The following is a 22,349-nucleotide window of genomic DNA, read 5'->3' on the forward strand; positions in this document are numbered from 1 at the left end:
AGGTGCCTGATTTTGGGAGCTCACCGGCGAGTGGTCCCGGTGGTCTCTGTGGCTTCCTTCGTTGATGCAGTAGCTAAGGCCCGAGGGCTTTGACCTGATGCGTTCGAGCATGCGCCAGAATGTTCCGTCCTGCCAGTGGCTAGCGAAGGTTTTGCTCGTTAGTACGCTGCCCTTGAGCTATATACGGACTTGAACGTGCCAGCATTGAGATATGCGGAATCGGTTGAGCAAGGACCAGCGGATTTGGAAGCGACTTCTCACGGACCTACGTGATGGGTCAAAGACGCTAAGGGTCCGGCACGTGAACCTTTTCTTTGCCATTGTCTTCTCCCTGGCGGGTGCCGTCGTGATCGCCATCGCGGCTGCATGGCTACTCGCGCCCCGGCTGAACGTGGGCACGGAGACAACGCCCCCAGCGGATCTAACGAGGTTAGCGCTGACTATCGCTGCTGGCGTTGGCGGAGTGGTTGCCCTTGTTGTGGCATACAGACGGCAACGGGACCTTGAACAAGGCAGATTCGTTGAAGGCTTCGGTGCCGCCGCCAAGCAGCTCGGTGATGCCGACGTCGCCGTGAGGATGGCTGGGGTGTACGCCATGGCCGGTGTCGCAGATCAGGCATCGAAGCTAAAGCGGCAACAGTGCATTGATGTCCTGTGTGGTTATCTCCGGTTGCCCTATTCGCCGGAACTTGGCAACAACCATCAGTCAGGCCGCACGATCAAAAAGCCTTTGTTTCGGAAGGGAGGCCCCGAGGAAGAACTTCGGTTCCAGTACCGCCAGAACGACAAGGAAGTACGCCAAACCATCGTGCGTGTCATTACCGGCCACCTACAGGAAAAGTCGGTACGCTCCTGGTCCTCAAACATTTTTGACTTCACGGGCTCTCATTTTGAAGAGGCTTATTTCTTCGAGGCGATCTTCAATGGCTACGTCACCTTTCAAGGTGCGACCTTCAGCGGCAAGAAAACCTCGTTCCAACGCGCGATCTTCAGCGGCGAGATTACGTCGTTCAACGGGGCGACCTTCAGCGGGCCGACGTGGTTCTACGGGGCGACCTTCAGCAGCGACAACACCTGGTTCACGAGTGCGGCCTTAAGCGGCTCGACCGGGTTCGACAGGGCGACGTTCAGCGGCGACAATACATCGTTCGACGGCGCAACCTTCAGCGGCGACAATACATCGTTTGACGGCGCAACCTTCAGCGGCAAGCACACCTCGTTCAAAGAAGTGAACTTTGGCGTTGGCAAGGTTAGCTTTGAGCGTCCGAAGGTCTGGAATCCACCTCCTGCTTTCGACTGGGATCCAGGGAGGGATAAGCCAACTCCAAAGCCGGCAAATGTTGAGCCACAGGATTGGCCCCCCATCGTACGACCCTCTGACTGAATCAGTGGCCAGCAAACCTTCTACGTTCTCGATGACGAAGGGGTAGCAGACACTGTAGTCTCGACGTTCCACCAGGACGATCCGGCGTTCGGGTACCGGTTCATCGCCGACGAACTCGAAGACCACGGTTTCAGCGCAAGAGAACGGGTGGCGCGGCTGTGCTGCAGCCAGCGGATCTGGTCCGTGTTCGCCAAGAAACGCGGTCTGACCCGTAAAGCCGGCCCGCCGGTGCATGACGACCACGTCCGGCGGGACTTCACCGCGACGGCGCCTGATCAGCTGTGGCTCACGGACATCACCGAGCACCGGACTGACGAGGGCAAGCTCTACCAGTCCGCCATCAAAGACGTCTATTCCAACCGGATCGCGGGCTACTCCATCGATTCCCGGATGAAAGCGTCCCTGGCCGTCTTGGCCCTCCATAACGCGGTAGCGCTTCGGTAGCCGGCAGGAACCGTGGTGCACAGCGACCGTGGATCCCAATTCCGCTCCAACGCCTTCGTGCACATTGAAGACCTCCTTGTGAACTGGACTCTCGACAAGCCCAACTCCACTCGGAGGTCTTCTTTTTGTCACCTAACCACGCCGGTGTTCCTAACGTCCGCGGTTAATACATCTAGGACCGAAAGAGACCAGCCATGGCGCGCTGATCGGGAGGCATACCATTCACGCAGTTCTTGGTCCCGCCATTGGTCAAGAAGGGCGACGTCGTGGCTCCAAATGATTTGTGCAGACACTGTTTGCACAAATTCATTCGGGCCATCCATGCCTCCGCAAGAGCACGCATGTAGTAAAGATTTCTGCGCGAAAAGCCCTTCATGTCCGCGGCACAATTTGGTCCAACGGCATGCGGGACAAATCTACTAGTTCCGAGCCTTTTTGCCGATGGTAGGTGGCCACTGTGGGCTACGCCTGCAACGCTTTGCTTTCCGAGTCCACTGGGAGACTTTAGCCAACGAGTCCTGTCCGGTCGTAACGGGCGAGTAACGCCCGCCAGATACTTTAGGAACATGGATGCTAAAGGGAGGCATGTTTTGGGCCCCTAGCTGTGCTAAGCCGGTCGGTTGGTGACGCGGCTGATGGGTGAGGTTCCTTAGCATTGCGGGGGGCTGCGGGATTCTAGCTGCCGGTGAAGTCCTGGTGACAGGGCCGGCGGTTTGTCACTGAGGCGTAGGGCTTAGCGGAGGACCACGCCGCGAGGAGGACGCGGTTGCAGCGTCCAAGTTTGCCGTTGCTCGGGGGTCGGCAGGGACTGCGATTTGGGGTGCCGGGAGGTTTGGCGAGGCTCGTCCTCGGGGAAGGAGTACATCGTGGCGATCCAAGTTATCCATGAGCTCTTCACGCTTCGAGTTCTTCCGCTCGCAGCCTTGCGCGATCGCGGCCGTTGCTCTCGGCCGGCCCGGATGACCGGGTCAGAGGGAGGCCTCTGATGCCTGCCGGTTCGGGGAGTTGGGCTATTGCCGCCCAGAATTCGGAGATATTGGCCGTGCACGCGGCGCTGTTGCCGAGCGGGAAGGTTTTGTTCTTCAGCGGCTCTGAGCACGACGAAGCACCGCTGGACCCGACCGGTCGGTTCAACGCCACCCGCCTGTGGGATCCTGCTGACAACATTGTCCGGATCGCCGGAGGCCCGGCCCCGGAAGACCTCTTCTGCTGCGGTCACTGCATACTTCCAGACGGGGACGTGTTCGTCGCGGGAGGCACCGAGTATTACGAAGACAAGGCGCTACCGGAACACGCGCGCGTCGACCACTTCACCGGAAGCAGATCGGCAGTCATCTTTGACTGGCGGGGCGAACGGTGGCACCCCGCACCACCCATGGCCCAAGGACGCTGGTATCCCAGCTGCCTGACCGTGGCCGACGGGCGCGTCATGGTTCTGAGCGGTCACGCGAACACTACCTCCGGTCTGCACGAGAACACCTTCGTCGAAACATTCGATCCAGGCACAGGAACCTGGACGGCGCAGTTCGCCACGATTCCCCCGTTGGAGGATACCGGTGGATCTATTAAATTCCTGTCGCGCGAAGTCAGACCCATGGTGTATTATCCCCGCCTGCACCAACTGCCGGACGGGCGAATCTTCTCCTCCACCGCACTCCGGGTAGCCAATGTGCGCCGAACGAGGACGATCGACCTCCCTGGCCGCACGGTCACCGATCTGGGTCCGCCTCCCCCGTTTGGCGACGCCGCAACCAACCCTGCCAACATCTATGCCCGGTCGGCCTTTGCCTCGGTCCTGCTGGCGTTGACCCCTCCTTTCTACGGCGCCCGGATACTGATCTGCGGTCAGCATCAACCGCTCTTCTTCGAGCCGCACAACGCCCACCTCGGCTGGCGGCCGGCGGGGTCCCGAAATCCCAACCCGATACGGGCCTACGGCAACGCGGTCCTGCTGCCGGACAAGTCCGTTTTGGTGGTTGGAGGAGCAACATCCGAGCGGCTGCCCGTTTTGGGTGGCGGAGCGGACACCAGCGCGGTCCACCACGCTGAGCGTTTTGTGCCGGACACCGACACGTGGGAGCCGCTCGCAACGTCTCCCCACAACATCGCCCGTGTCTACCACTCCGTGGCGTTGCTCCTGGCCGACGGGCGGGTATGGATCGCCGGGTCCAATCATGACAGCGACCGCAACCACGCGGGTGTGCGCAAGGACGACCCGACCAAGGGCGACGCCCGCGAGCTCCGGATCGAGGTGTTCTCGCCGCCTTATCTGTTCACGACGGACCCCACCGGCGCCATTGTGCCCGCGCCGAGGCCCGCGATCGGACCAACCCATCTCGGAGCCGGTCACGGCCAGCTGTTCCCGGTCCCCACCCCTGTGCCGAACACCATCAGGAAGGCGCATCTGGTGCGCGCCGGCTCGGCCACCCACGCAATGAACCTGGATCAGCGGCTCATAGTCCTGGAGATCGTTTGGACGGATGCGGCATCCATCGCGGTCAGGATGCCGCCCAATGGAGCGGTTGCGCCGCCCGGCTATTATCTCCTCTTCCTCTTCGACAACGTCGGGACGCCATCCGTTGGCCGTTTCGTGCGCCTCTCCCCTACCTATCCGTTGGCCGAGGTGTACGTGGGCAGGCCGCTAACAATCATCAATGAGCCTGACCCATCCCCGTATCCCGTCCTGGACCTGGGAACAGTGGATGTTGGAGCCTCTCTCCGAGGGCTGATCGCCGTCAGGAACGTCGGAACCGGCCCTTTGCGTCTCAACGATATTGCGTTTTCTGGGGACTTCCTGTCGGAGGACATCCCGCCGGCGCCTTTGCTGGGCTTCCTCGGCCGTCCCCGGAACGTGCAGGCCACGATCATGGGTTCCGGCGCTCAATCGGGAGAATTTGTAAAAGTGGACGTGAAATTTACCCCGACCACGCCAGGGCGCCACGTCGGCAGGATCTTCATCCACACCAACGCCGACGACCTCCCCCATTTCTTCATCGATCTTGAGGCGGACGTCCCGGGACTCGAAATGGAACTTTTCCCCTCCGGAACCAACGGTGTCAGTGTCGAATTCGGGATCGTGGAGGTTGGCACCTCCGCCGTCCGCGAGGTTATGCTCCGCAATCGTGGACCCCTTGATGCCTCCGTCGACGACCTGGTCGTCGACGACGCCGGCCGGAACAGCGGCTTCCAGGCCCCCCAAGTCGTATCCGAACGCCTCGTCCGAGCAGGGCAGTCCCGCACCTTTCCGTTTTTCTTCTCCCCCATTGGCGTCGGACCGGCCCAGACGGTCCTCACTTTGGTCGCAAGGAGCCTTCCGGGTCCGTCCAGATTCACCCGACAACTGAGCATCGTCGCGCATGCCGAAGGCACGGGACCGCGGCTTGTAGCCTCACCTTCGGCCTTCATCTTCGTGCAGCAGTTGATCCGCACCTCCAGCCCGCCCCAAACGTTGACCGTCCGGAATACCGGATCCAGCCCGCTGCATATCTCCAGCATCGTCACCAGCTCCGATTGGGCGCTGGAGCAGCCCATAGACCAGAAGGAAATCTTACCCGCGGGCAGCCTGGATGTCGGGGTGGTATTCCGGCCCGGCACCGACGGTCCACTCACCGGCGTCCTCCTCATCGACAGCAACGCACCCGGACCGTCCGTGTCCGTACCCCTTGAGGGGACCGGCAAGGCGGCGCCCATCGCTTCCCTCTCGCCACCCGCAGTCGCCTTCGGGCCGCAGGTGGTCGGAACCCATGGAATCTCCAGGAAAGTCCACATACTCAACAACGGCGCGGCAGAGCTGCACGTGGCCGCCGTCAGTCTCTTCGGCCCCAATGCGGGTGACTACCAGGTTATTGCTGACAGCTGCACGGGAGGCGCCGTGTCACCCGAGGGAACGTGCGTCATCGACGTGCAGTTCACACCCTCCGCAACCGGGAACCGCGGCGCAGACCTGGAAATCATCGACGACGCGGGCGGCAGCCCTCGCACCGTTTCCTTGACCGGGACCGGCGCGGTAGCACCCATCCTTGTTGCCAACCCGTCCGCCCAGCAATTCGGTCCCGAGCCCCTGCTGGACAGCAGTGAACGTCAGGGCCTCGTGGTGACCAACCAAGGCACGGACCCGCTGACCATCACCGGTGTGGGCCTGACCGGGACTGCCGCCGCCGACTTCTCCGTCGCCGGTCACTGTATGGGGACCACCCTGTCACCCGGTGCAGCATGCGCCCTGGAGGTCATCTTCCGGCCCACGGTGATCGGAGGGCGTGAGGCTGAAATTGTCATCACCGCCGCACCCGCACCTCCCGTAACAGTCGGGCTGGCCGGAACGGGTGTGGGTGCGGCCGCGACGTTCGACCCGGACGCAGTAACCTTTCCGTCTCAGCCTGTCGGGTCGTTTAGTCAGCGGCAGGACATCTGGCTCAAAAATATCGGCAATGCCCCGCTTGCCATCGCGTCTATCGGGGCAACTGGGGACTTCCGCCAGGATAACCACTGCGGCGACCTGTTGCGCCCAGGCGGGTCCTGTCTGATCCGCGTAATCTTCACCCCGATCCTGGCCGGTGGCCGCAGCGGCGCAATCAGTGTCACGGACAGCTCCGGTAAGGTCTACCGGATGCAGTTGGACGGCGTAGGCGTTGAACCGCGCGCCGCCCTCAACAGCGCAACACGGAACTTCGGTGAACAGGCGGCCGGCACGACCGGCACGCCGCAGACCGTGCAGCTGACCAATGCCGGAACCGGACCGCTGATCGTAAACAAGGTCGCCGTCACCGGCGCGAATGCCGACGCTTTCACCACCGGGTCAAACACCTGCAGTGGAGCTGTCCTATACCCCGGCACCTCATGCGCTATCGGTATCACCTTCGCCCCCCAAAGCGTTGGCCCATTTCTGGCCGAAGCCGAGATCGTTACAAACGCGAGCGATAGCCCACACAAGATCAGGTTAAGCGGCACCGGCGTGCCCTGAAGCTCCGGTTTGCTCCTCCCCCCTTCAGGAGGAGAGGACGAGGACGAACCAGAAGGTGCAGACGTTGATGGTCATCGTGGAGGTCCATGCTTCCCAAAGCTTGATGCTGATTTGGTCGTTTTCGATGTTGGGGTGTTTGGCCCTGATAAGCGCCAGTCCGGTTACGGCGACGGTAAGGAAGATTCCAGCCCCAACCAGCCCAGTTACAACCGGAACACCTACAAGGTCTGCTCGAGTAATGGAAGGGGCAGACCTCGAAGCAAGGCAGCGCATCGCCCCCGCGGTCGCCATCCTAGCCAGATTACTCATTTTAGGCGCATTGGCGACTCTCGCCATCATCGCATCAACCGTATACGACCGCTTGACGGCGCCTCCAGCATCCGCGGACCGTGGTGAAGCCGTCTTTGTACTGTCGGATCAGCCGGAAGTGCCCTTCGGCACAATCGATTTTGAGTTCAAAGAGGATGCCGACGGCAATCGCGTTCTAATTAGGATATGGCCAGTAGAAGGCACCCCGGCCAAGACGACCGTCTATCTCGTGTTTCACGGCGAATCGTTCAGATCAAATCCCCAGGGAGTGGGCCATTCTCTAGGCGAATGCACCATTCAGATAGCGTTCGCCGCGAAAGAGCAGGCTTCGTGTGCTGATACTCGAGGGAGAGCCGAGTTACTAAGTGCGGCTCCCCTGGACCGCTTGGGGATGTTCACGGATGCGCAGATTGTCACTGTTTCGACAGATCCCGATGCTCCGGGAAACATAGATGGGGGCTTCATCTTCGTGATCGCACAGTCATCATCCGGGTGGTCGGCCGAGGGCGGGAAACGTACTTCATTCGCATTGCCGGAGATTGGTTCGCCAGGATACGGTCAAACCGATTCCTTCCAACCCACATCATGCATCGGGTCATGCGAAGAACCTCCGGCTTTCGAGTTTGCAGATAAGGACCTTTATCCTCTCGCTCCCCAGCGATCTCTTGCGTCATATACACGAGATGGCACTGTCAAACTGGGATCCGAAACCCGTTTCGACGTTATTCGGCCCGATCCGCTGATCGAAGGTGCCCTGACTTGGGAGAAGATGGGGCGGGGGAGTATCAAGCCCGCCGGATCAATTACGGACCTCCATAAAGAAGAACTCCAATCCCAACAGACCTTCTGGTTCGGAGTTATTGTGGATTGCTTCCGGGCTTTGCCCTCTGGCTCTTGAAATCCGGCACCTACGGCCTGACGAAGCTGTTGAACAATGCCGCAAGATTGTGGCCGGCGTACGTGCCGGGTAGGCGACGTCTGTAATTACCCGCCCGGCCACCCGTGATCATCAACGACATGATGCACACGGTGCTGCGCCGCCGCGCGAACGGCGAATCCGTCGAGGACATCCGACGGACCTGACCATGCCCGCAGGCAAGGGCAAAAAAACGTAGCCCGGCCAGCTTTTACCGTGCACTGGCCGAACACGCCAAGCGGCAGGCGCACTCCGAAGCCACCGAACAGGCCCACACCGAATTCGCCGTGCGAGGTGACTGGCTGCTAGACCGGCTCTCCGCACTTTCAAGTGCCTTCCCGTATCGAGGCCTCGGCACGTCGATTTCCCAAAACCAGTCCAGACGTGACGAAAAGGGTCCACATCTGCGCTTACGGCGCAGGGGTGCCGGATCAGCCGGCGATGCCGGCCGCCGCATCCGGTTCAGCCCAGTCGAGCGCAGCTACGACATGTCGTTCGTTGGGTAGGGCCTGTTGCTCGGCAGCGGGTAGTCTGTCGTATGTGAAGCCGCCACGGCGGCGACACCCACCCCGACGCCGACCGCTGAGGCCTCCACGCCCGACATCGAGATGACACCGCTGCCCGCGGCTCCCGGCGGTCCCGGCCAGGCCTCGGTCCCGCAGGGCTTCGCCGGCGGCGAGCCCATCCCTGACGCGGAGCTGGCCGGCAGCCCCACCGCCAAGCACATGCGCTACATCGCGAGCCGGCTTGACGGCTACCTCGCCGCGAACGGGGTCCCGGCCAACTGGGCACCCAGGGTTCATGAAGGCAACGTTGAAATGACGGAAGAAGAAGGTAAGGACTGCTGGTCGTACATCTCGGTGATCTACACCCAGGCCGAGCAGGACGCCTGGAACAACGACATCCGCACCCCGTACATGTGCTACCCGGACGGCAGCTACAAGCTCAGCGGCTGGAGCGAGAGCGGGGCCGACCCGAAGTACCACGACTTCAACTCCAGCCTGGATACGAGTCCGGCAAGGCGTTTGTGACCGGCTAGGCCGAAGGCTGAACGGCCCTGAGCCAGTGCCAACGGTTGAATTGGACGGCGTGGTGGTAACGCCGGTAACGGGTAACAGCGTTTCTGTTGTTACCCACGTTTGAGCATCCCTGCCACCGAGCAGACACCAGAAGGACTGGCAGTCGCAGCAGGGGGAGTCGCTTGCCGCCGTCATGGCCCGATCAGTGCGGGACCGGTCCGGTGTCCGGATGGGCCGACGCCGTCCGCACCCTGGAGGAGGCACTCCCCACCTGCCCCGGGACCAGCGGGAGCGGCACGTGCAGCTCATCCGCTTCGCCGTCCACGAGGAAATGAAGCATTTGGGCTGACCGTGGCCACGTCCTGAACCCCGAGCACAACTACGAGCTGCTCATCGACGAATCCGCCTACTCGGACGAAGATGACCTGCTCGAAAACGGCCAGGAAGAAAACCGGGAGCGTTGGGAGCTGCTCGCTAACACCGCAGCGTTCCACGGCGTCGCCGTCGACAACTCCGCCACCGTGCAGCAGACCAGCGCCGTCGCCTGAAACCACGAAAGGCCGCTCCAGATCGCTAGGGCGGCCTTTTGCATGGAACGGGTCAGCGCTTGGGTTTCACCAACACGGTCACGAGAAGAGCCAGGATCACGGTGGCCAGTGCAACCGGCAAGATGATGTCGAAGGCGCCAGGTAAGCCCGAGTTGCCACCAGCCATAAAGCCAAGACAGGCAATCGCGCCCAGTGCGCCAAAGGATGCCACCAGCCACGGGGTCGCCCCGCCGCGCTTTCGCTGCTTGGCCAGGATGACAATTCCGGTGACGAGACATCCGATGGATCCGACGATGAGGAAGAAGTTCATCCACCCGTTGAAGGGTGAGCTGGCGCCGCTGTGCCTCGTGAAGAGGAACATGCATGCGGTGAAAATCCCGAAGACAGACATCACCAGGGCCACCACGCCTGTGGCGATGCGCAGTCCCGACGCAGGCAGTTTGGGCTGCCAGCCGGCAGGCGGGTAATACTGGCCGGCCGGGTAGGGATTTGTCTGCTGGCTGCCGGGGTGTTGGGTGTTCAATGGTTCTCCTGCGCTCGGTGGATGTTCAAAGGGACGCCGCCTCCCCATCAGAGCAAGCAGAAGGACCCCCACGGGGTCAGTCTAGGCCGCCCGGGGAGCGTCTACGCATGTCCCCCACACATGAGACATATGAGAGAAAGTTTCGATAAGCCCATCGCCCTCATCGACATGGACGGAAACTGGCTGCAGTGGGGTGTTCGCCTCAACGAAATCCTGCTGCGACTGGACCGTCGTTCCCGAACGTCGATGACGACAAGAGGAGCGGCTGGGATGACTTCGTCGGCACGGGCGGCGACCCGGCGGTACTGAAAGCCGCCATGAACCACCAAGATCTGTACGCGGATCTCGAGCCGGTTCCGAACTCGGTGGAATCCATCCTGGAGAATGGCCGATGAGGGGTGGGACACCTTCCACTGCTCTACCCCGACGTGGACGAACCGGGGATGCGTTCCAGGGAAGCTTGCCGCCATCGACCAGTACTGGTACCGATGCGGTAGACCGGCTCATCCTCACCCACGACAAGACCACGGTCCATGGTGACGTCCTGATCGATGACAAAGGCATCATCACCGGCGCCGCGGTGCCTTCGTCGAAGCACCTGATCCACGACCAGTCCGTGACCGGGGTACCGCGGGTGAGCGACTGGCGGGACAGCCACGGCCACGTCCACCCGCTGATTGACCGCGTCACAGTCTAGATTCGACACCCTCGAAGGGGCTGTACCGCTACCGGCGGCGCGGCAGTCAGGTTGTCGCCGGCGGTAGTGGCGCCGAAAAGCCAACGTCCAAAACCGTCGTGGAGTTCCGCGCACCCGGCAATTCGATGAACGCCACGGGGTCCTGAAGCGCCCCTGACGGGACGCGAACTTACACGGGAGAGCTCCCGCTGATGAATGCCGGCGGGACTTAAGGCGTGTCCTACGAGATGCCCGGGCTACCCCCGTGAGCATCACGGTGACCAATCAGGGTGGCACAGGATCTCCGCGTCTCGGGTTTTGCCGGGCACTGTTGGCTGCCATATCCGCGTGGACGGGCGGCTGGTTTCTGAAGAAAGCGCCAAAGGATCCCACTCGTCGGTGACCTGCAAAGCGTCGGCACACTGGTAAAACGGTGTTTGCGGACACTGATTTGCAGTGACAGATGCAGAATTGCGGTTTTCCATAAGAGCCGCCGGAAACAAGCTGCCGGCCGACCAGCTGGGATGCCCACTCCCTGGAGGTGGGCATGATCTGCATGGTGCCGATGGCGCCAGCCGAGGAGGTGACGTTCTGGCGGAAGGTGGACTCCTGCATCGCGAACGCCAGCCCCAAGGACGGATCGACGCCCATACGGCGAGCAGTGTCCGCAACCATGGCCTTCAGCTCGACCGAGGACGGGGTCGAGGAGGGCGCGGAGGGGGCGATCGCGCTGAGCGTGTCCCCCGCCTTGACGGTGTGGGTGGACGCGGTCGTAGGCTGCGACGGGGCGGGCTATTGTGCCGGGGCGGCATTCGTGCCGGGCCCGACGTTGATCTTCTGGCCCGGGTAAATGACCGTGCCCATGCCCATGTTGTTCGCGGCGAAAATGGCCGCAAGGGTGACGCCGTGCCTGGCGGCAATACCCCTCAAAGTGTCACCGGAGCGGACGGTGTAGGTTCCCGACAGGGAGGCCTGCATAGGTGTAGCATAGGCGACTTGGGTCGCGGCGTGGGCGGCGGTTCCGCTGATCAGACTGGACAGGACGACGGCGGACATGGCCCCGGCGGTGACGGCGGCGCTGAGGCGCCGGACAGGATGACTCATGGGTTCCTCAAAGATGATTTCGGGCGCTGCCGGGGCCCTGGCGGGATCCGGGGCGGCCGGTGCAGTGGAAGACCACCGGCAGAGAAATCCGACGGTGCCCCGGGCAGTCTTCCGCCGCGGCTGCGGGGTCAACTGAGAATATGTGTGCGGTGTCGCCGATTTCCCTCACCGGCTGAATTTCACCCCCGGGTTCACCCCTTGACCGAACGGATCGTAAGACCCTTGTCCTTGGTCAAGGGGAGGTCCATACTGCGAAAATGGACGAGTCAGAGCGTTTGGCAAACGTACAAAAGGCTAATCTCGATGCTGCCAGGGCAGCACGTCACGAAAAATCCCATGCACCGGCGGCTTCAGCATTCGGAATCTGCATCGGCACCATCGGCGCCGCCATCATCGCCCTCGTTCTGAAGAACGCCAAGGCGAATTGCTTCACGCTTTTGGGTCCCCCGAAGACTGATACTTGGTGCGTCACGGTCAAGGCAATAGACGCAAACGACATCACGTACTGGATAATCGGCGCAATTCTGGGTGCCGTCGTCTATGGGCTCGTGTACCTGTATTACTACTACGTCGACTAAGAACGCATTCAGAGTCAGGCCACGCCCCGGCGGGTGATCCGATCGGCCATGTAGGTTGCGTACAGCTCCCGGCCCGTGGGCAGGACGATCATCTGAACCGTCACGATCAGGGCCACCGCGATCCAGTAGGAGGCGGCCGCGTTGCCGTCGATGGCGCCAATCTTTTCCAGCCACGGCAGGATCAGTCCGTCCAGCCAGTGGGTCAGCGGAAAGTGCGCCATCAGCACCACGCCCGAGGCCAAGAAGCGGATCTGGTTGATGAAGATGCCGCCGTCCCGGACGCACCGGAAGAGGGAGACGCCCGAGACGGTCACCACAATGATGCCCACAACGACGGTCAGAATGGGGTAGATCAAAGGGGTCCTCCAGCGCTGGTGCGGTCATCGGGAAACATGCGTAGACCGGCGCACGGCTCTCCGCACACATGAGCGGCATGGACGTGACCTCAATCGCCACCGAATACATGCTCACCCCTTCCGGGACGGACCTGGACACCCGGAGCATCCGGTCCTTTGGCGTTCGGGTGCAGCGCCGCGGGCCCGATCTCTGGGCACTGCTGAGCCTCGGCCAGATCTGGAACGGCACCGAATGGCAGTACGACTACCCGGCCGATGAGCAGGACGCCGCTTTCCGCCGTCTTTGCCTGCGGGACCTGAATACCTCGCTGGAGGTCGGTGCCGGACTTCCCGACACGGTGCTGGTCGCCGGGAAGACGTGGGCCCAGTGGCAGGAAGGGACCGCGTTGACTCATTGAAAACCTCCGCGTAGCCGGATACGTTGCCTCATTTGAAAACCGCCGCGTAGCGGCGTGGTTTCCGACCGGGGCGGCGGTTGGGGGCTATGCCCGTTTTCATGGAGCTAACAATGGGCCAGCGTCAGGCTGTGACAAAGAAGAAAGCCCTCGCGTATAAGAGCGCGGATCGTGCCGGGAAGTCCCGGATCCTGAACGAGCTGGTCGAGCTGACTGGTTGGCACCGCGACTATGCCAGGACCGCACTGCGGGAGGCTCTGGTCCTGAAGGCCGTCAGGCCCAGACCGGGCCGGAAGCTGGTTTACGGCCCTGACCTTCTGCCTCCGCTGATCATGTGCTGGGCTGTGCTGCGGGCTCCTGCCGGCAGGCTGCTGGCCCCGATGCTGCCGGTCCTGGTGCCGCTGTTGCGCCGGGACAAAGAGCTTGAGATCACCGATGCGCAGGCGGACCTGCTGATGCGCATGAGCGCGGCGACCATCGACCGTAAACTGGCCGGCGAACGGGCAAAACTGTTCCCGCGGGGTAGGTCCCACACCAAGCCCGGCACACTCTTGAAATCCCAGATCCCGGTCCGCACCTGGGCCGAGTGGGACGACGCAGTCCCGGGTTTCGTCGAGATCGATCTGGTCGGTCACGAAGGGGGCAACAGCTTCGGCGAATTCTGCTTCACCCTGACAGTGACCGATGTTTCCACCGGCTGGACGGTGAACCGGTCGGTGCGGAACAAGGCGGCCAGATGGGTCTTCGAGGCCCTTGAGTACGTCACCGCGGTGTTCCCGTTCCCGATCATCGGGATCGATTCAGACAACGGCTCGGAGTTCATCAATGACAATCTGCTCGCCTACTGCCATGCCCAGCAGATCACGTTCACCCGGTCCCGGCCGGGGAACCAGAACGACGGTGCCCACGTCGAGCAGAAGAACTGGCCACGGGTCAGGGAACTCGTCGGTTATCTCCGTTACGACACCGCCGCGGAGCTGGGGAAACTCAACGAGATCTGGGAGCTGGACCGGATCCTGACCAACTATCTGCTGCCCCGGCGTGGCCGCTGCAGCCGCCGCTGCTCACGAAAGAGAAGAAGATCATGGAAGTGCTGCACTATCGGTGCGCGGGAATGGATATCAGCAAACGGGACGCGAAAGTCTGCGTGCGCGTCCCGGCCGCCAGGCACAACACATTTACAAAAGTCATCACCGTCACCGGTGCCATGACCCACGAAATCGTTGAATTGCGAAACTACCTGATGGCCGAAAAGGTCACCCTGGTGGTCATGGAAGCGACCGGGGACTACTGGAAGCCCTTCTACTACCTGCTCGATCCAATGCTGAACGTGATCCTAGTCAACGCCCGCCACGCGAGAAATCTCCCCGGCCGCAAAACGGATGTTTCGGACGCCCAGTGGCTTGCCGAACTTGGAGCCCATGGACTTGTCCGGGCCTCCTTCGTCCCTCCGGAACATATCCGCCAGTTACGTGATCTCACCAGATCCCGAACCATCTTCGTCGCCGAGAGAAGCCGAGAGATTCAACGCGTCGAGAAACTGCTCGAGGACGCCAGCATCAAGATCTCATCGGTCGCCACTCGTACATTAGGCGTTTCCGGCAGGGCCATGCGTGAGGCGCTCATCGCCGGTGAACGCGACCCGTTGTTGTTGGCAGACCTGGCCCGCGGACGACTCAAAAACAAAACAGCCCAGCTCGCTGAGGCCCTCGATGGCCGGTTTAACGACCACCACGCCTACGCAGCACAGATGCACCTGGACCACATCGATTCGCTCGACAAAAGGATCAGCAGCCTCAGTGACCGCATCGATTTGGTGATAGCCCCGCTGGCCTGGTGCGTCGACCTGCTCACATCAATTCCCGGTGTCAGCAAGACCGTCGCGGAAATCATCGTCGCTGAAACGGGGGCTGACATGGCCCAGTTCCCCACCGCTGCTCACCTTGCGTCGTGGGCGGGCGTTTGCCCGGGACACAATGAATCTGCTGGCAAGATCAAATCCAGTCAGGCACGCCCCGGAAACACCCACCTCAAAGGCGCACTCGGCATAGCCGCCATGGGCAGCAGTCAGAACCAACGGCACGTTCTGGCCATCACGCTACAAGCGGCTGACATCACGCAGAGGGCCGATGAGGGCATTAGTGGCAATCGAGCATTCCATGATCGTCACCGTCTGGCACATGCTCAGTACCGGCACAGTGTTCGAAGACCTAGGCTCCGACCACTTCCAGAGAACCCACCGCAGAACGACCGAGCGCCACGCCGTCAGCCAACTCCACCAACTTGGCTACGACGTCCAACTCACACCCACCGCCCCGAGAACCTAGACAAAATCGCCCACGCACACCGCCGTACTACGACGGTGCGCTCAGTGCTGCCACCGAATCAAGCGGGTGCATCCCGAACCCTTTATTTTCACGTCAGGCAACAGGGGGACGATCCCTGTCCCCTCGCTTGGTCAGCCGCGTCTGAAGCCGCCTGCGACCATCTTTGATCTCGCCGCAGCCATCCTGGTCCGCACGGGGGAGACCACGACCCATGACACTCTATAAGCTCGCCTACTATTGCCAGGCGTGGCACCTGGTGTGGGAGGACAAACTGCTCGCTGACGCCGACTTCCATGCTTGGGGCTCAGGGCCGGTGAACCCGGACCTGCATGCGTCCCACCGCGGCACGTTCAAAATCAGTGAGGTGCCCGGCAACCCTGACATCTTCGATGAGGACGAGAAACGAGAGTACCGACAATGTTGTCCGTAACTACGGAGGGTTCCGGGCGCTCGAGTTGAGCGGGATCGTCAGGAACGAGGACCCGTGGAGCCGGGCCAGCAGGGCCGCCTGATCGAGGTGGACCGCATGCAGTCCTACTTCGTGGAACTGGACGGTGAGCCGGACGCGACAGAGGATGCCGCTGAGGTGGTCTAGGCGCTGAAAACGTTCACCGTGGTCGTATGCGGGCCCGTGGCATAGGCAGCTTCAAGGCTGTAGGTCCCGGTGGTTGTTCCCTCCGGGATGGTCAGGACCCCGTCAAAGTTACCCTTGTCGTCCGCCACAGTCCCGGCAGGTGCACAGATAGCGGTCCCTTCAGCGGACCGCAACGTAACGGTCGCCTTTGCGCCTGCCTCCCAACCGCCGCCACTGACCGCCCAGTCCAGGCCGGCCATCATGGATGAGTTCGCCGCGACGACCCGGGCCGCGTAAGCCTTGGCTTCCACTTCCTCCTTGGCCTTCTCCATGGCACTCACGGGCCCTACCGCCTGCCCGGCGGAGCCTTCGGCGGCCTGTTCGGCGACCGTCCCGGTGACGGCTTCGACGGTGCAGCCGGTCGAGAGCATGGCAGTGGCCACCAGGACGGCGGTCAGGATGGTCTTCTTCATGGGGTTACCTTTCGTCGGGCTCGCCGGTGGGGCCTCACCAAGGAACATGCGTAGAGGACCAACCTTGGGGTGGCAGTTGGTCTCTGGCCGGCGCTGTAAGTTCATTTCATGGACGATGATCAGGAATGGCAGGCACGGCTGCTCAGGTGCTTCACCGCCGCCCGCGATTGGGAGCAGCGGCTGGCTGCTCCTGAATCACCCGAGCCCGGTAGTTCCCTGGCGGGGGACGATCAGGGCTTGGTCACGGCACCGGTGCGAACGGCGGTGTGGTCCGGGCTGCTTTCAGCCGTTGATCATCTGGCTCTCATGGCCGATCTCGCCAGGGATGAGCTGAACATGCGGCCCACGTCTCTCTACACTCCGGCGCGCGCGGCGCTTTTGGGAGCCTCCCAGGCGGTATGGGTTCTTACCGGCACCGGGAGATCCGCAGGGCACGGGCACTGTCCATTGCGGAGGACGAGCGGCTCAAGCACCGGACGTTCCTAAAGGATTACGCGAATGATAGCCACGTGAAGGACAACTTCAGCCAGGAGTTCATAGCCGACCTGAACAGTCAGATCTCGAAACTGACCAAAGAGATCGCGCGTATCCGGGTGCTGCAAAAAGAACTCCCTAAGATCGACGCCGAAGCCACGACCATGATGAGGGAAGCCGCCGCTCACCTGACCAGTACGGCGCCCGTCGTCGACCAATGGATGCGGCTCGCCTTCGCCTACGAATGGCGGGTCGCCAGCGCGGCGGCCCACGGTCGGTCATGGCCGGTGTTCGTCCGCAAGACTGAGAAGACGAAGACCGCAGACGGGGAGCTGCGCAGCTTCACCACCTCCGCTGGGGAGCTGGGACGGTCAGTGGGTGCCGCCACCTTGATGACCAGTGAGGCATGGCGCCTGTGGGATCTGCGCCGGATCAACCACCTCTAGCCGCTACGGGCCACCAGGTGGGCGCCGATGCGGGCGCTGGATTCTTCCAGGCCCAAGCGTCCTTCGGCGACCCCGACGACCAGGTCGAAGGCGGCATCCGTGCCGAAGTCGTGCCGCTAGCCGTTCAGCCACAGGAACAACACCATGAGGGTCCAGGATGTGCGCTTATTGCCGTCGACCAGCGGGTGATTCCGGGCCGCCGATTCGAGCAGGACGGCGGCTTTGAGTTCCAGGGTCTCGAAGGCGTCCGAGCCCATGACTGTGGTTGCCAGTCGGCCAACGGCCGAGGCCAGGAGCCCCTCGTCGCGGAAGAAGAACCCATAGCGGCCCAGGAAGTGCTTGGTGTCCGCCAAGGTCAGGTGGCTGGTCATGCGTCCTCCAGGCGCTTCAACAGTTCGGCGTCGTTTGTGAGCACGAACTGGAAGCCGACCTCGAGGTCATGACGGCGGCTGTCTTCCTCTGCCGTGCCATCCGGCTTGCTGTCAGCCATGACTTACTGGTCGGCCTTCTTGCGAAGCCGGCGGGCGATGCACCATTCCGTGCCGAAGGCCCACAGAACCTAGACGACTCGGATCGGGTCGAACAGCTTGGCGCGGTGGATCTTTGCAGGGTCATCTTTGGCCGTGAAGTGCAGAATCAACCAGGTCACCGTCAAGCCCGCAGCACCGATCAGCAGGACCGAGCCGATGATCTGGAAGGCGATCTGGATGATCGGTCCAAGCATGGCGAAGATTGTCGGGATGATGACGAAGATGACGAAACCCGCCACCAGCGCTATCACGAGCAGTGGGTTCAACGGCGTGTGCTGCGCGGGCTCCGGCTGCGGAGCCACGGGCTTGGGCGGCTGATAGGGCCGGGGCATATCCTGGACCATGGCCGGAGACATGAACATCGGGAGCCTGCCTGCGCTTGCCGCGGACCGTTGCTCGGCTTGGAAGGCAAGCGTCTTGTGCTCCCAGTTCTTCTTCTCGTATTCAGCTTCCTGCGCCCGCCGGTAGTTGATGTCGTCACGGATGCGGGCGTTCTGGTGCTGACGCTCAGCATTTTCACCACGCATCCGCTGCGTGCGTTGACCGACGGATTCACTGTCGCCAAACCATCCAAAGCCCATGTGCTTCTCCCTGTCCCCCAACCAGGCATCCGCCTGGTCTGTCGATGTTCGGGGGCAAGGTGCAGCTGAAGAGTTCCCCCACGTGAGCTCTATGTGTACGGACCCACAAGAAAGCCGCGCCACCAACGTGGCGCGGCTTTCTTGGCAGCCAGACGTCGCTGACAGGCTGGCTACCGGCGGCTGAGGAGCTTCTGCTTCTGCTGCGCGAACTCATCGGGGGTCAGGACGCCACGCTCGAGAAGGCCTGCGAGCTGCTCCAACTCATCGGCAATGGTCCTTGGCCGTGAACCGGTCGCTGGACGACGCCCCAGGACGGTCCGGAGGACAAGTCCGAGCACGCAAACGGCGGCACCAAAGCCGATGATGCCCCAGTAGATCACCGATTGTTGCGCCGCGGCCGCCCGGCACTCGTCCGAGTAGTTCGAATATTTTCCGCTCATGGCGGTGGCGATGTCGGCGCCGGCGGCCGTATTTTGCGGCGCGAAGGCGCCATTGCAGTTCGGACCCACGTCCACCGTGTACCCCAGGAAGACACCGATACCGATGATTGCGATTCCAAGCATCCACGGCCAGGCGGGGATTGATTGGCCTCGGTCTCCCTGGGTGGCGGAGGCAGGCACTACTGCAGTGAGCGGACGGCTCCGCTCAGCTTCTGCCGCAGATCGTCCGCTGGCGACGAGTGTCCATACCAGGGTGAGTGTGAAGAGGAGGAGCCCGGCGGCGATAACGGCTGCCCAGATGGGTGCGTATTGTTCCGCGTTGGCGCGGCAGGCGTTGAGGGTGGCTGTGACCCTGCCTCTGGCCCCGTCGTCCAGTGACGCCTCCTGGGCAAGGAACGCACCGGAGCAGTATGGCCCCACCGGCAACAGGAAGCCGCCGGCTGTGCCTGCGATTGCAACAGTCATCCCCAGTACTGTCAGCACGACGCGCGGCTTGAACATCGGTCCCCCTTGATCGGTGTAGCTCTCCGCAGAGCATACGTCAGGGCAGCGTCTTCCGAGGTCAGGGGCAAGTAGAAAGCCCCGGACCATCCGCGGCGATGCGTGGCTTTCTCAGGCACATTATCGAGAATTACCTCCGCACGGGTAATGACGCCGAGTCGGACACCAACGACTGGTGGGAGGTATGCACCGAATATGCGTCTCCATCCTGGCCGACTCCATAACGGGACCCAGGTCGCCCGCGAGGCGTGCAACTGCTTCACGATCGTCCGTGACGCCCGTGGGCAGCAGCGACGCCTTCATCTCTGTCGCGGACGCTGCCGAAAAGTGCGAAGCGGAGCAGGTGGATCCTGACCGAGGTGACGATCCGACCTACACCTTGAGCATCATGGCGGCCAGCAACTGAGACGGCTGGGGTGAATGTTCAATTTTCACTCCAACAACATCTAGGATTCCTCATATGCAGACGAAAACGGCCGACGGACTGGTCCGCCTCACAGACACCGCGGTCATCATGGAATATGGCCCGCAGGCCATGCCCGTCAAGGGCGAAGCCTCGCCCCGGGTGGTCCTGTACGAGAACATTCTCGAGATCGACTATCAGGCACCGAAGGTCTTCTCCCAGGGTCACCTTCGCCTGATCCTGCGTAAAGGTCAGACCAAGGTCGACCCCATGATCGACACCTACGCCAGCCGGCTGACGGACAAAAAGGAAGCCGCTGCCCTGTACGAGGCCCTAGGGCAGAAGGTCGCTGGCGTTGAGTATGTCGCCCCGCCACCCTCAAACGAGCCGGAGCAGGTTGACCGCAAAATCAGCGCCGCCGAGGTCAGCCACGCCTTCAAGAACGTGCTTCCGGCAAGCGCGACCTTCCAGGACCTCTCCATGGTCGGCCGTGAACTGCAAAAGCAGGCCGGCCGCGGGCTCCTGCCCCCAAAGGTTTGGCCGGTCGCCGACTGCGAAGCCCAGGTTGATACCGGGGCTGCCATCAGCGCCCGGGTCACAGCCACCCGCGTCGTTGCCGGTGCACTGACGTTCGGATCCACCGGGGCTCTGGTGGGCGCCATCGCCAAGAAGGACCGGACAAAGGTCTACCTGCAGGTCACCACCCCCGACGAGGTCATCCTGAAGGAGGTGCGGGGGCTGGATGAATCGAAGGCCCGCCAGTTCGCCAACAAGATCAACAATGCAGCTGCCACGCACCGGGCACGCCCCACCGCGCAGGACGCAGGCGCATTGATCAAAGCCGCTACAGCGATCACGCCCCCTCCCCCGCCGCCCGTGAGCGTCCCAGCCGGCTGGTATCCTCAGGGCGACGTCCAGCGGTACTGGGACGGGAACGCCTGGACGGACCACACCGCGCCACTGGCACCGCAGTAAGTGCATGACAAGGGCCGCCCCGGGAAGTGAACTGGTCCCCGAAAGTTGGACTCGCAAATGCGATGTCTCCACTTTAGCGGGCCAGCGATCGGCTCTTCGAAGAAGGCTCCGTCCCACTTGGGACGGAGCCTTCTTCCCGTGGCAGCACCACCGCCGTCAACAGGTCGCTGTCTGCGTGACATTATCGTGTGGGTCTATCAGCCTGTCCGTCGGCCCCTGAGTTGTCCGTACCCCTCCTGGCCCGGCGCAACAACACGAAGTTGGCCACGGTCAACACGAGAGACAGCGCAACTAGGGCTCCATACAGAACCTGAACATCCTCACCTTGCGTTTGAGTGAGCATCCCAATCCAGACCAAAGTCATCGCAAACCACAGGACGACCTGAAACAGAAGGAGCCGCGGCCCAGGCATCTCAGGCTTTTTTCCAGGCTCGGTCAAACCCATCGAGTCCGTCGTCCGCAACCAAAAGTTGCGGCGCCCGCCGCGCGTCATGGCCCAACCCTAACCGACACCTCGAAAGTTGGAAACGGGGGGCTGCTATCGCCCAGCGGTGACTGGGTGGCTTAAGCCGCGAGGGTCTGAGCGCGGTATTGAACGGGGCTCAAACCTTTGAGCTTTGTGGAGATTCTTTCGGTGTTGTACCAGTGGATGTATTCGTGCAGCGCGGCTCTAAGTGCTTCGGTGTTGAGGAATCGGACGCGGTGGAAGAGTTCTTCTTTGAGGTGGCCGAAGAAATTCTCTATGACGGCGTTGTCGTAGCAGTTGGCTTTGCGGGACATAGATTGGACCGCGCCGGCGTTCTGCAGGAGTAGGCGCCATGAGGTGTGCTGGTATTGGAATCCCTGGTCGGAGTGCACGAGTGGTTTCTGCCCTTCCTCCAAGGTGTCCAGAGCGCCGCGCAGCGAGGAGTTGGCCAGCTCCAGATTGGGCGAGGTTCCAATGGCGTAGGAGATGATCTGTCAGTCGAAGAGGTCCATGACCGGTGAGAGGTACAGTTTCCTGTCGTCGACGCTGAATTCGGTCACATCTGTCACCCATTTCTGATTCGGCGCATCCGCTTCGAACTGGCGTTTCAACAGGTTCGGGGCCACGACGCCCTGCTCACCTTGGTAAGAGTTGTAGCGCTTCTTCCGCCGAACTTTGCAGACCAGCCGGAGCAAACGCATCAGCTTCAGCACGGTCTTCTTCGCGATCGTCCAGCCTTGCTTGACCATTTCGGTGTGGACGCGGCGGTGGCCGTATCGGGCATGGCTCTTCTTGAGATACTCGTGATTGCGGTTTTGAGGTCTGCTTGCGGGTCAGGGGCAAGGAGTCGGGCTTAGTGATAGAAGAACGTCGACCGGGGCAGCTCGGCGACCTCCAGAAGAACTTCCAACCGGTGTTCGGCCTTGAGAGCGATGACAGCGCGGACC

At 62.1% G+C, this 22,349-nt stretch carries 25 protein-coding genes and 3 pseudogenes; 15 read left to right on the forward strand and 13 right to left on the reverse strand.

The window, feature by feature from the left end; translation table 11 throughout:
• The first annotated feature begins 301 nt into the window (after positions 1-301).
• Together IAQ70_RS08010 and IAQ70_RS08015 are read left to right on the forward strand one after the other, a co-directional pair.
• A complete protein-coding gene (locus IAQ70_RS08010) occupies positions 302-1,384 on the forward strand; it encodes a pentapeptide repeat-containing protein (protein WP_223859505.1) in 1,083 nt (360 codons plus the stop codon).
• Positions 1,385-1,891: pseudogene (locus IAQ70_RS08015) on the forward strand (DDE-type integrase/transposase/recombinase); the annotation flags it as partial.
• A gap of 65 nt (positions 1,892-1,956) precedes the next feature.
• On the opposite strand, the gene IAQ70_RS23300 reads toward IAQ70_RS08015, so the two are convergent.
• Positions 1,957-2,151 (reverse strand): DUF1016 N-terminal domain-containing protein, encoded by a 195-nt coding sequence (locus tag IAQ70_RS23300; protein WP_223859507.1) that lies wholly within the window; start codon positions 2,149-2,151, stop codon positions 1,957-1,959.
• A gap of 662 nt (positions 2,152-2,813) precedes the next feature.
• On the opposite strand from IAQ70_RS23300, the gene IAQ70_RS08025 reads away from it, so the two are divergent.
• From IAQ70_RS08025 to IAQ70_RS08035, 3 genes are all read left to right on the forward strand, one after another.
• A complete protein-coding gene (locus tag IAQ70_RS08025) occupies positions 2,814-6,788 on the forward strand; it encodes a choice-of-anchor D domain-containing protein (protein WP_190988797.1) in 3,975 nt (1,324 codons plus the stop codon).
• Positions 6,789-7,026: 238 nt separating this feature from the next.
• Entirely contained in the window at positions 7,027-7,995 is a 969-nt protein-coding gene (locus tag IAQ70_RS08030) for a hypothetical protein (protein ID WP_190988798.1), read from the forward strand.
• A 626-nt stretch (positions 7,996-8,621) separates the two neighbouring features.
• Positions 8,622-9,044, forward strand: a complete 423-nt coding sequence (locus tag IAQ70_RS08035) for a hypothetical protein (protein ID WP_190988799.1) — start codon at positions 8,622-8,624, stop codon at positions 9,042-9,044.
• 190 nt (positions 9,045-9,234) lie between these two features.
• Here the strand turns inward: IAQ70_RS08035 and IAQ70_RS08040 are convergent, their stop codons facing one another.
• Both IAQ70_RS08040 and IAQ70_RS08045 read right to left on the reverse strand, forming a co-directional pair.
• Positions 9,235-9,372 carry a hypothetical protein gene (locus IAQ70_RS08040; protein ID WP_190988800.1) on the reverse strand — a complete coding sequence of 46 codons (138 nt, stop codon included), beginning with the start codon at positions 9,370-9,372 and terminating at the stop codon, positions 9,235-9,237.
• Positions 9,373-9,632: 260 nt separating this feature from the next.
• Entirely contained in the window at positions 9,633-10,103 is a 471-nt protein-coding gene (locus IAQ70_RS08045; protein ID WP_190988801.1) for a hypothetical protein, read from the reverse strand.
• Positions 10,104-10,563: 460 nt separating this feature from the next.
• On the opposite strand from IAQ70_RS08045, the gene IAQ70_RS08050 reads away from it, so the two are divergent.
• A complete protein-coding gene (locus tag IAQ70_RS08050) occupies positions 10,564-10,800 on the forward strand; it encodes an HAD family hydrolase (protein ID WP_190988802.1) in 237 nt (78 codons plus the stop codon).
• 264 nt (positions 10,801-11,064) lie between these two features.
• Here IAQ70_RS08050 and IAQ70_RS23305 read toward each other — a convergent pair whose 3' ends face one another.
• Both IAQ70_RS23305 and IAQ70_RS08060 read right to left on the reverse strand, forming a co-directional pair.
• Positions 11,065-11,454: a transglycosylase SLT domain-containing protein gene (locus tag IAQ70_RS23305; RefSeq protein WP_190988803.1), complete on the reverse strand. Its 390-nt coding sequence runs from the start codon at positions 11,452-11,454 to the stop codon at positions 11,065-11,067.
• Between the two features lie 117 nt (positions 11,455-11,571).
• A complete protein-coding gene (locus tag IAQ70_RS08060; RefSeq protein ID WP_190988804.1) occupies positions 11,572-11,883 on the reverse strand; it encodes a LysM peptidoglycan-binding domain-containing protein in 312 nt (103 codons plus the stop codon).
• Between IAQ70_RS08060 and IAQ70_RS08065 the strand changes: the two genes are divergently transcribed.
• Both IAQ70_RS08065 and IAQ70_RS08070 read left to right on the forward strand, forming a co-directional pair.
• On the forward strand, positions 11,882-12,019 hold the full coding sequence (locus IAQ70_RS08065) for a hypothetical protein (protein ID WP_190988805.1): 138 nt from the start codon (positions 11,882-11,884) through the stop codon (positions 12,017-12,019). The genes IAQ70_RS08060 and IAQ70_RS08065 overlap by 2 nt on opposite strands.
• Positions 12,020-12,158: 139 nt before the next feature.
• On the forward strand, positions 12,159-12,461 hold the full coding sequence (locus IAQ70_RS08070; protein WP_190988806.1) for a hypothetical protein: 303 nt from the start codon (positions 12,159-12,161) through the stop codon (positions 12,459-12,461).
• Between the two features lie 14 nt (positions 12,462-12,475).
• Here the strand turns inward: IAQ70_RS08070 and IAQ70_RS08075 are convergent, their stop codons facing one another.
• The gene (locus tag IAQ70_RS08075) at positions 12,476-12,817 is read right to left on the reverse strand and encodes a hypothetical protein (RefSeq protein ID WP_190988807.1); all 342 of its coding nucleotides are present in this window, start codon (positions 12,815-12,817) and stop codon (positions 12,476-12,478) included.
• A gap of 77 nt (positions 12,818-12,894) precedes the next feature.
• Between IAQ70_RS08075 and IAQ70_RS08080 the strand changes: the two genes are divergently transcribed.
• The 4 genes and pseudogenes from IAQ70_RS08080 to IAQ70_RS08095 all read left to right on the forward strand — a co-directional run bounded on the left by IAQ70_RS08080 (position 12,895) and on the right by IAQ70_RS08095 (position 15,969).
• Positions 12,895-13,215 (forward strand): hypothetical protein, encoded by a 321-nt coding sequence (locus tag IAQ70_RS08080; protein WP_190988808.1) that lies wholly within the window; start codon positions 12,895-12,897, stop codon positions 13,213-13,215.
• 110 nt (positions 13,216-13,325) lie between these two features.
• Positions 13,326-14,423, forward strand: coding sequence for an integrase catalytic domain-containing protein (locus tag IAQ70_RS08085; RefSeq protein WP_223859514.1), 1,098 nt, complete (start codon positions 13,326-13,328; stop codon positions 14,421-14,423).
• A pseudogene (locus tag IAQ70_RS08090) lies at positions 14,327-15,539 on the forward strand (IS110 family RNA-guided transposase). Before IAQ70_RS08085 ends, IAQ70_RS08090 begins: the two are co-directional and overlap by 97 nt.
• A 211-nt stretch (positions 15,540-15,750) precedes the next feature.
• The gene (locus tag IAQ70_RS08095; protein ID WP_190988809.1) at positions 15,751-15,969 is read left to right on the forward strand and encodes a Panacea domain-containing protein; all 219 of its coding nucleotides are present in this window, start codon (positions 15,751-15,753) and stop codon (positions 15,967-15,969) included.
• 161 nt (positions 15,970-16,130) lie between these two features.
• Here IAQ70_RS08095 and IAQ70_RS08100 read toward each other — a convergent pair whose 3' ends face one another.
• Positions 16,131-16,586 (reverse strand): hypothetical protein, encoded by a 456-nt coding sequence (locus tag IAQ70_RS08100; RefSeq protein WP_223859516.1) that lies wholly within the window; start codon positions 16,584-16,586, stop codon positions 16,131-16,133.
• A 509-nt stretch (positions 16,587-17,095) separates the two neighbouring features.
• Between IAQ70_RS08100 and IAQ70_RS08105 the strand changes: the two genes are divergently transcribed.
• Positions 17,096-17,506, forward strand: coding sequence for a hypothetical protein (locus tag IAQ70_RS08105; protein ID WP_190988811.1), 411 nt, complete (start codon positions 17,096-17,098; stop codon positions 17,504-17,506).
• 116 nt (positions 17,507-17,622) lie between these two features.
• Here the strand turns inward: IAQ70_RS08105 and IAQ70_RS08110 are convergent, their stop codons facing one another.
• The 4 genes from IAQ70_RS08110 to IAQ70_RS08120 all read right to left on the reverse strand — a co-directional run bounded on the left by IAQ70_RS08110 (position 17,623) and on the right by IAQ70_RS08120 (position 19,558).
• Positions 17,623-17,877 (reverse strand): type II toxin-antitoxin system death-on-curing family toxin, encoded by a 255-nt coding sequence (locus IAQ70_RS08110; protein ID WP_223859536.1) that lies wholly within the window; start codon positions 17,875-17,877, stop codon positions 17,623-17,625.
• On the reverse strand, positions 17,874-17,996 hold the full coding sequence (locus IAQ70_RS23055) for a hypothetical protein (protein ID WP_263406491.1): 123 nt from the start codon (positions 17,994-17,996) through the stop codon (positions 17,874-17,876). The genes IAQ70_RS08110 and IAQ70_RS23055 overlap by 4 nt, the downstream gene beginning before the upstream one ends.
• Positions 17,997-18,065: 69 nt before the next feature.
• Positions 18,066-18,617, reverse strand: coding sequence for a hypothetical protein (locus IAQ70_RS08115; RefSeq protein ID WP_190988812.1), 552 nt, complete (start codon positions 18,615-18,617; stop codon positions 18,066-18,068).
• Positions 18,618-18,787: 170 nt separating this feature from the next.
• Entirely contained in the window at positions 18,788-19,558 is a 771-nt protein-coding gene (locus IAQ70_RS08120) for an SHOCT domain-containing protein (RefSeq protein ID WP_190988813.1), read from the reverse strand.
• 271 nt (positions 19,559-19,829) lie between these two features.
• Here IAQ70_RS08120 and IAQ70_RS23060 point away from each other — a divergent pair, with 271 nt between their 5' ends.
• A complete protein-coding gene (locus IAQ70_RS23060) occupies positions 19,830-19,964 on the forward strand; it encodes a hypothetical protein (RefSeq protein WP_263406492.1) in 135 nt (44 codons plus the stop codon).
• Between the two features lie 54 nt (positions 19,965-20,018).
• Positions 20,019-20,936 carry a DUF2510 domain-containing protein gene (locus IAQ70_RS22670; protein ID WP_223859538.1) on the forward strand — a complete coding sequence of 306 codons (918 nt, stop codon included), beginning with the start codon at positions 20,019-20,021 and terminating at the stop codon, positions 20,934-20,936.
• Between the two features lie 564 nt (positions 20,937-21,500).
• Here IAQ70_RS22670 and IAQ70_RS22675 read toward each other — a convergent pair.
• Positions 21,501-21,794, reverse strand: coding sequence for an IS3 family transposase (locus IAQ70_RS22675; RefSeq protein ID WP_317983610.1), 294 nt, complete (start codon positions 21,792-21,794; stop codon positions 21,501-21,503).
• A gap of 102 nt (positions 21,795-21,896) precedes the next feature.
• Positions 21,897-22,190, reverse strand: a pseudogene (locus IAQ70_RS08135) (IS3 family transposase); the annotation flags it as partial.
• Between the last annotated feature and the right edge of the window lie 159 nt (positions 22,191-22,349).

It is taken from the genome of Pseudarthrobacter sulfonivorans (genome assembly GCF_014712225.1).
Classification (GTDB): domain Bacteria; phylum Actinomycetota; class Actinomycetes; order Actinomycetales; family Micrococcaceae; genus Arthrobacter; species Arthrobacter sulfonivorans.

Bases quoted from the DNA above. Each gene is read 5' to 3' on its own strand.
- IAQ70_RS08080 (WP_190988808.1), top strand. From the start codon at position 12,895: ATGGACGTGACCTCAATCGCCACCGAATACATGCTCACCCCTTCCGGG.
- IAQ70_RS08035 (WP_190988799.1), top strand. From the start codon at position 8,622: ATGACACCGCTGCCCGCGGCTCCCGGCGGTCCCGGCCAGGCCTCGGTC.
- IAQ70_RS08100 (WP_223859516.1), bottom strand. From the start codon at position 16,586: ATGAAGAAGACCATCCTGACCGCCGTCCTGGTGGCCACTGCCATGCTC.
- IAQ70_RS22670 (WP_223859538.1), top strand. From the start codon at position 20,019: ATGCAGACGAAAACGGCCGACGGACTGGTCCGCCTCACAGACACCGCG.
- IAQ70_RS08040 (WP_190988800.1), bottom strand. From the start codon at position 9,372: ATGCTTCATTTCCTCGTGGACGGCGAAGCGGATGAGCTGCACGTGCCG.
- IAQ70_RS08095 (WP_190988809.1), top strand. From the start codon at position 15,751: ATGACACTCTATAAGCTCGCCTACTATTGCCAGGCGTGGCACCTGGTG.
- IAQ70_RS08030 (WP_190988798.1), top strand. From the start codon at position 7,027: ATGGAAGGGGCAGACCTCGAAGCAAGGCAGCGCATCGCCCCCGCGGTC.
- IAQ70_RS08065 (WP_190988805.1), top strand. From the start codon at position 11,882: ATGGGTTCCTCAAAGATGATTTCGGGCGCTGCCGGGGCCCTGGCGGGA.
- IAQ70_RS23300 (WP_223859507.1), bottom strand. From the start codon at position 2,151: ATGGATGGCCCGAATGAATTTGTGCAAACAGTGTCTGCACAAATCATT.
- IAQ70_RS08085 (WP_223859514.1), top strand. From the start codon at position 13,326: ATGGGCCAGCGTCAGGCTGTGACAAAGAAGAAAGCCCTCGCGTATAAG.
- IAQ70_RS08025 (WP_190988797.1), top strand. From the start codon at position 2,814: ATGCCTGCCGGTTCGGGGAGTTGGGCTATTGCCGCCCAGAATTCGGAG.
- IAQ70_RS08120 (WP_190988813.1), bottom strand. From the start codon at position 19,558: ATGTTCAAGCCGCGCGTCGTGCTGACAGTACTGGGGATGACTGTTGCA.
- IAQ70_RS08115 (WP_190988812.1), bottom strand. From the start codon at position 18,617: ATGGGCTTTGGATGGTTTGGCGACAGTGAATCCGTCGGTCAACGCACG.
- IAQ70_RS08110 (WP_223859536.1), bottom strand. From the start codon at position 17,877: ATGACCAGCCACCTGACCTTGGCGGACACCAAGCACTTCCTGGGCCGC.
- IAQ70_RS23055 (WP_263406491.1), bottom strand. From the start codon at position 17,996: ATGGCTGACAGCAAGCCGGATGGCACGGCAGAGGAAGACAGCCGCCGT.
- IAQ70_RS23305 (WP_190988803.1), bottom strand. From the start codon at position 11,454: ATGGTTGCGGACACTGCTCGCCGTATGGGCGTCGATCCGTCCTTGGGG.
- IAQ70_RS08060 (WP_190988804.1), bottom strand. From the start codon at position 11,883: ATGAGTCATCCTGTCCGGCGCCTCAGCGCCGCCGTCACCGCCGGGGCC.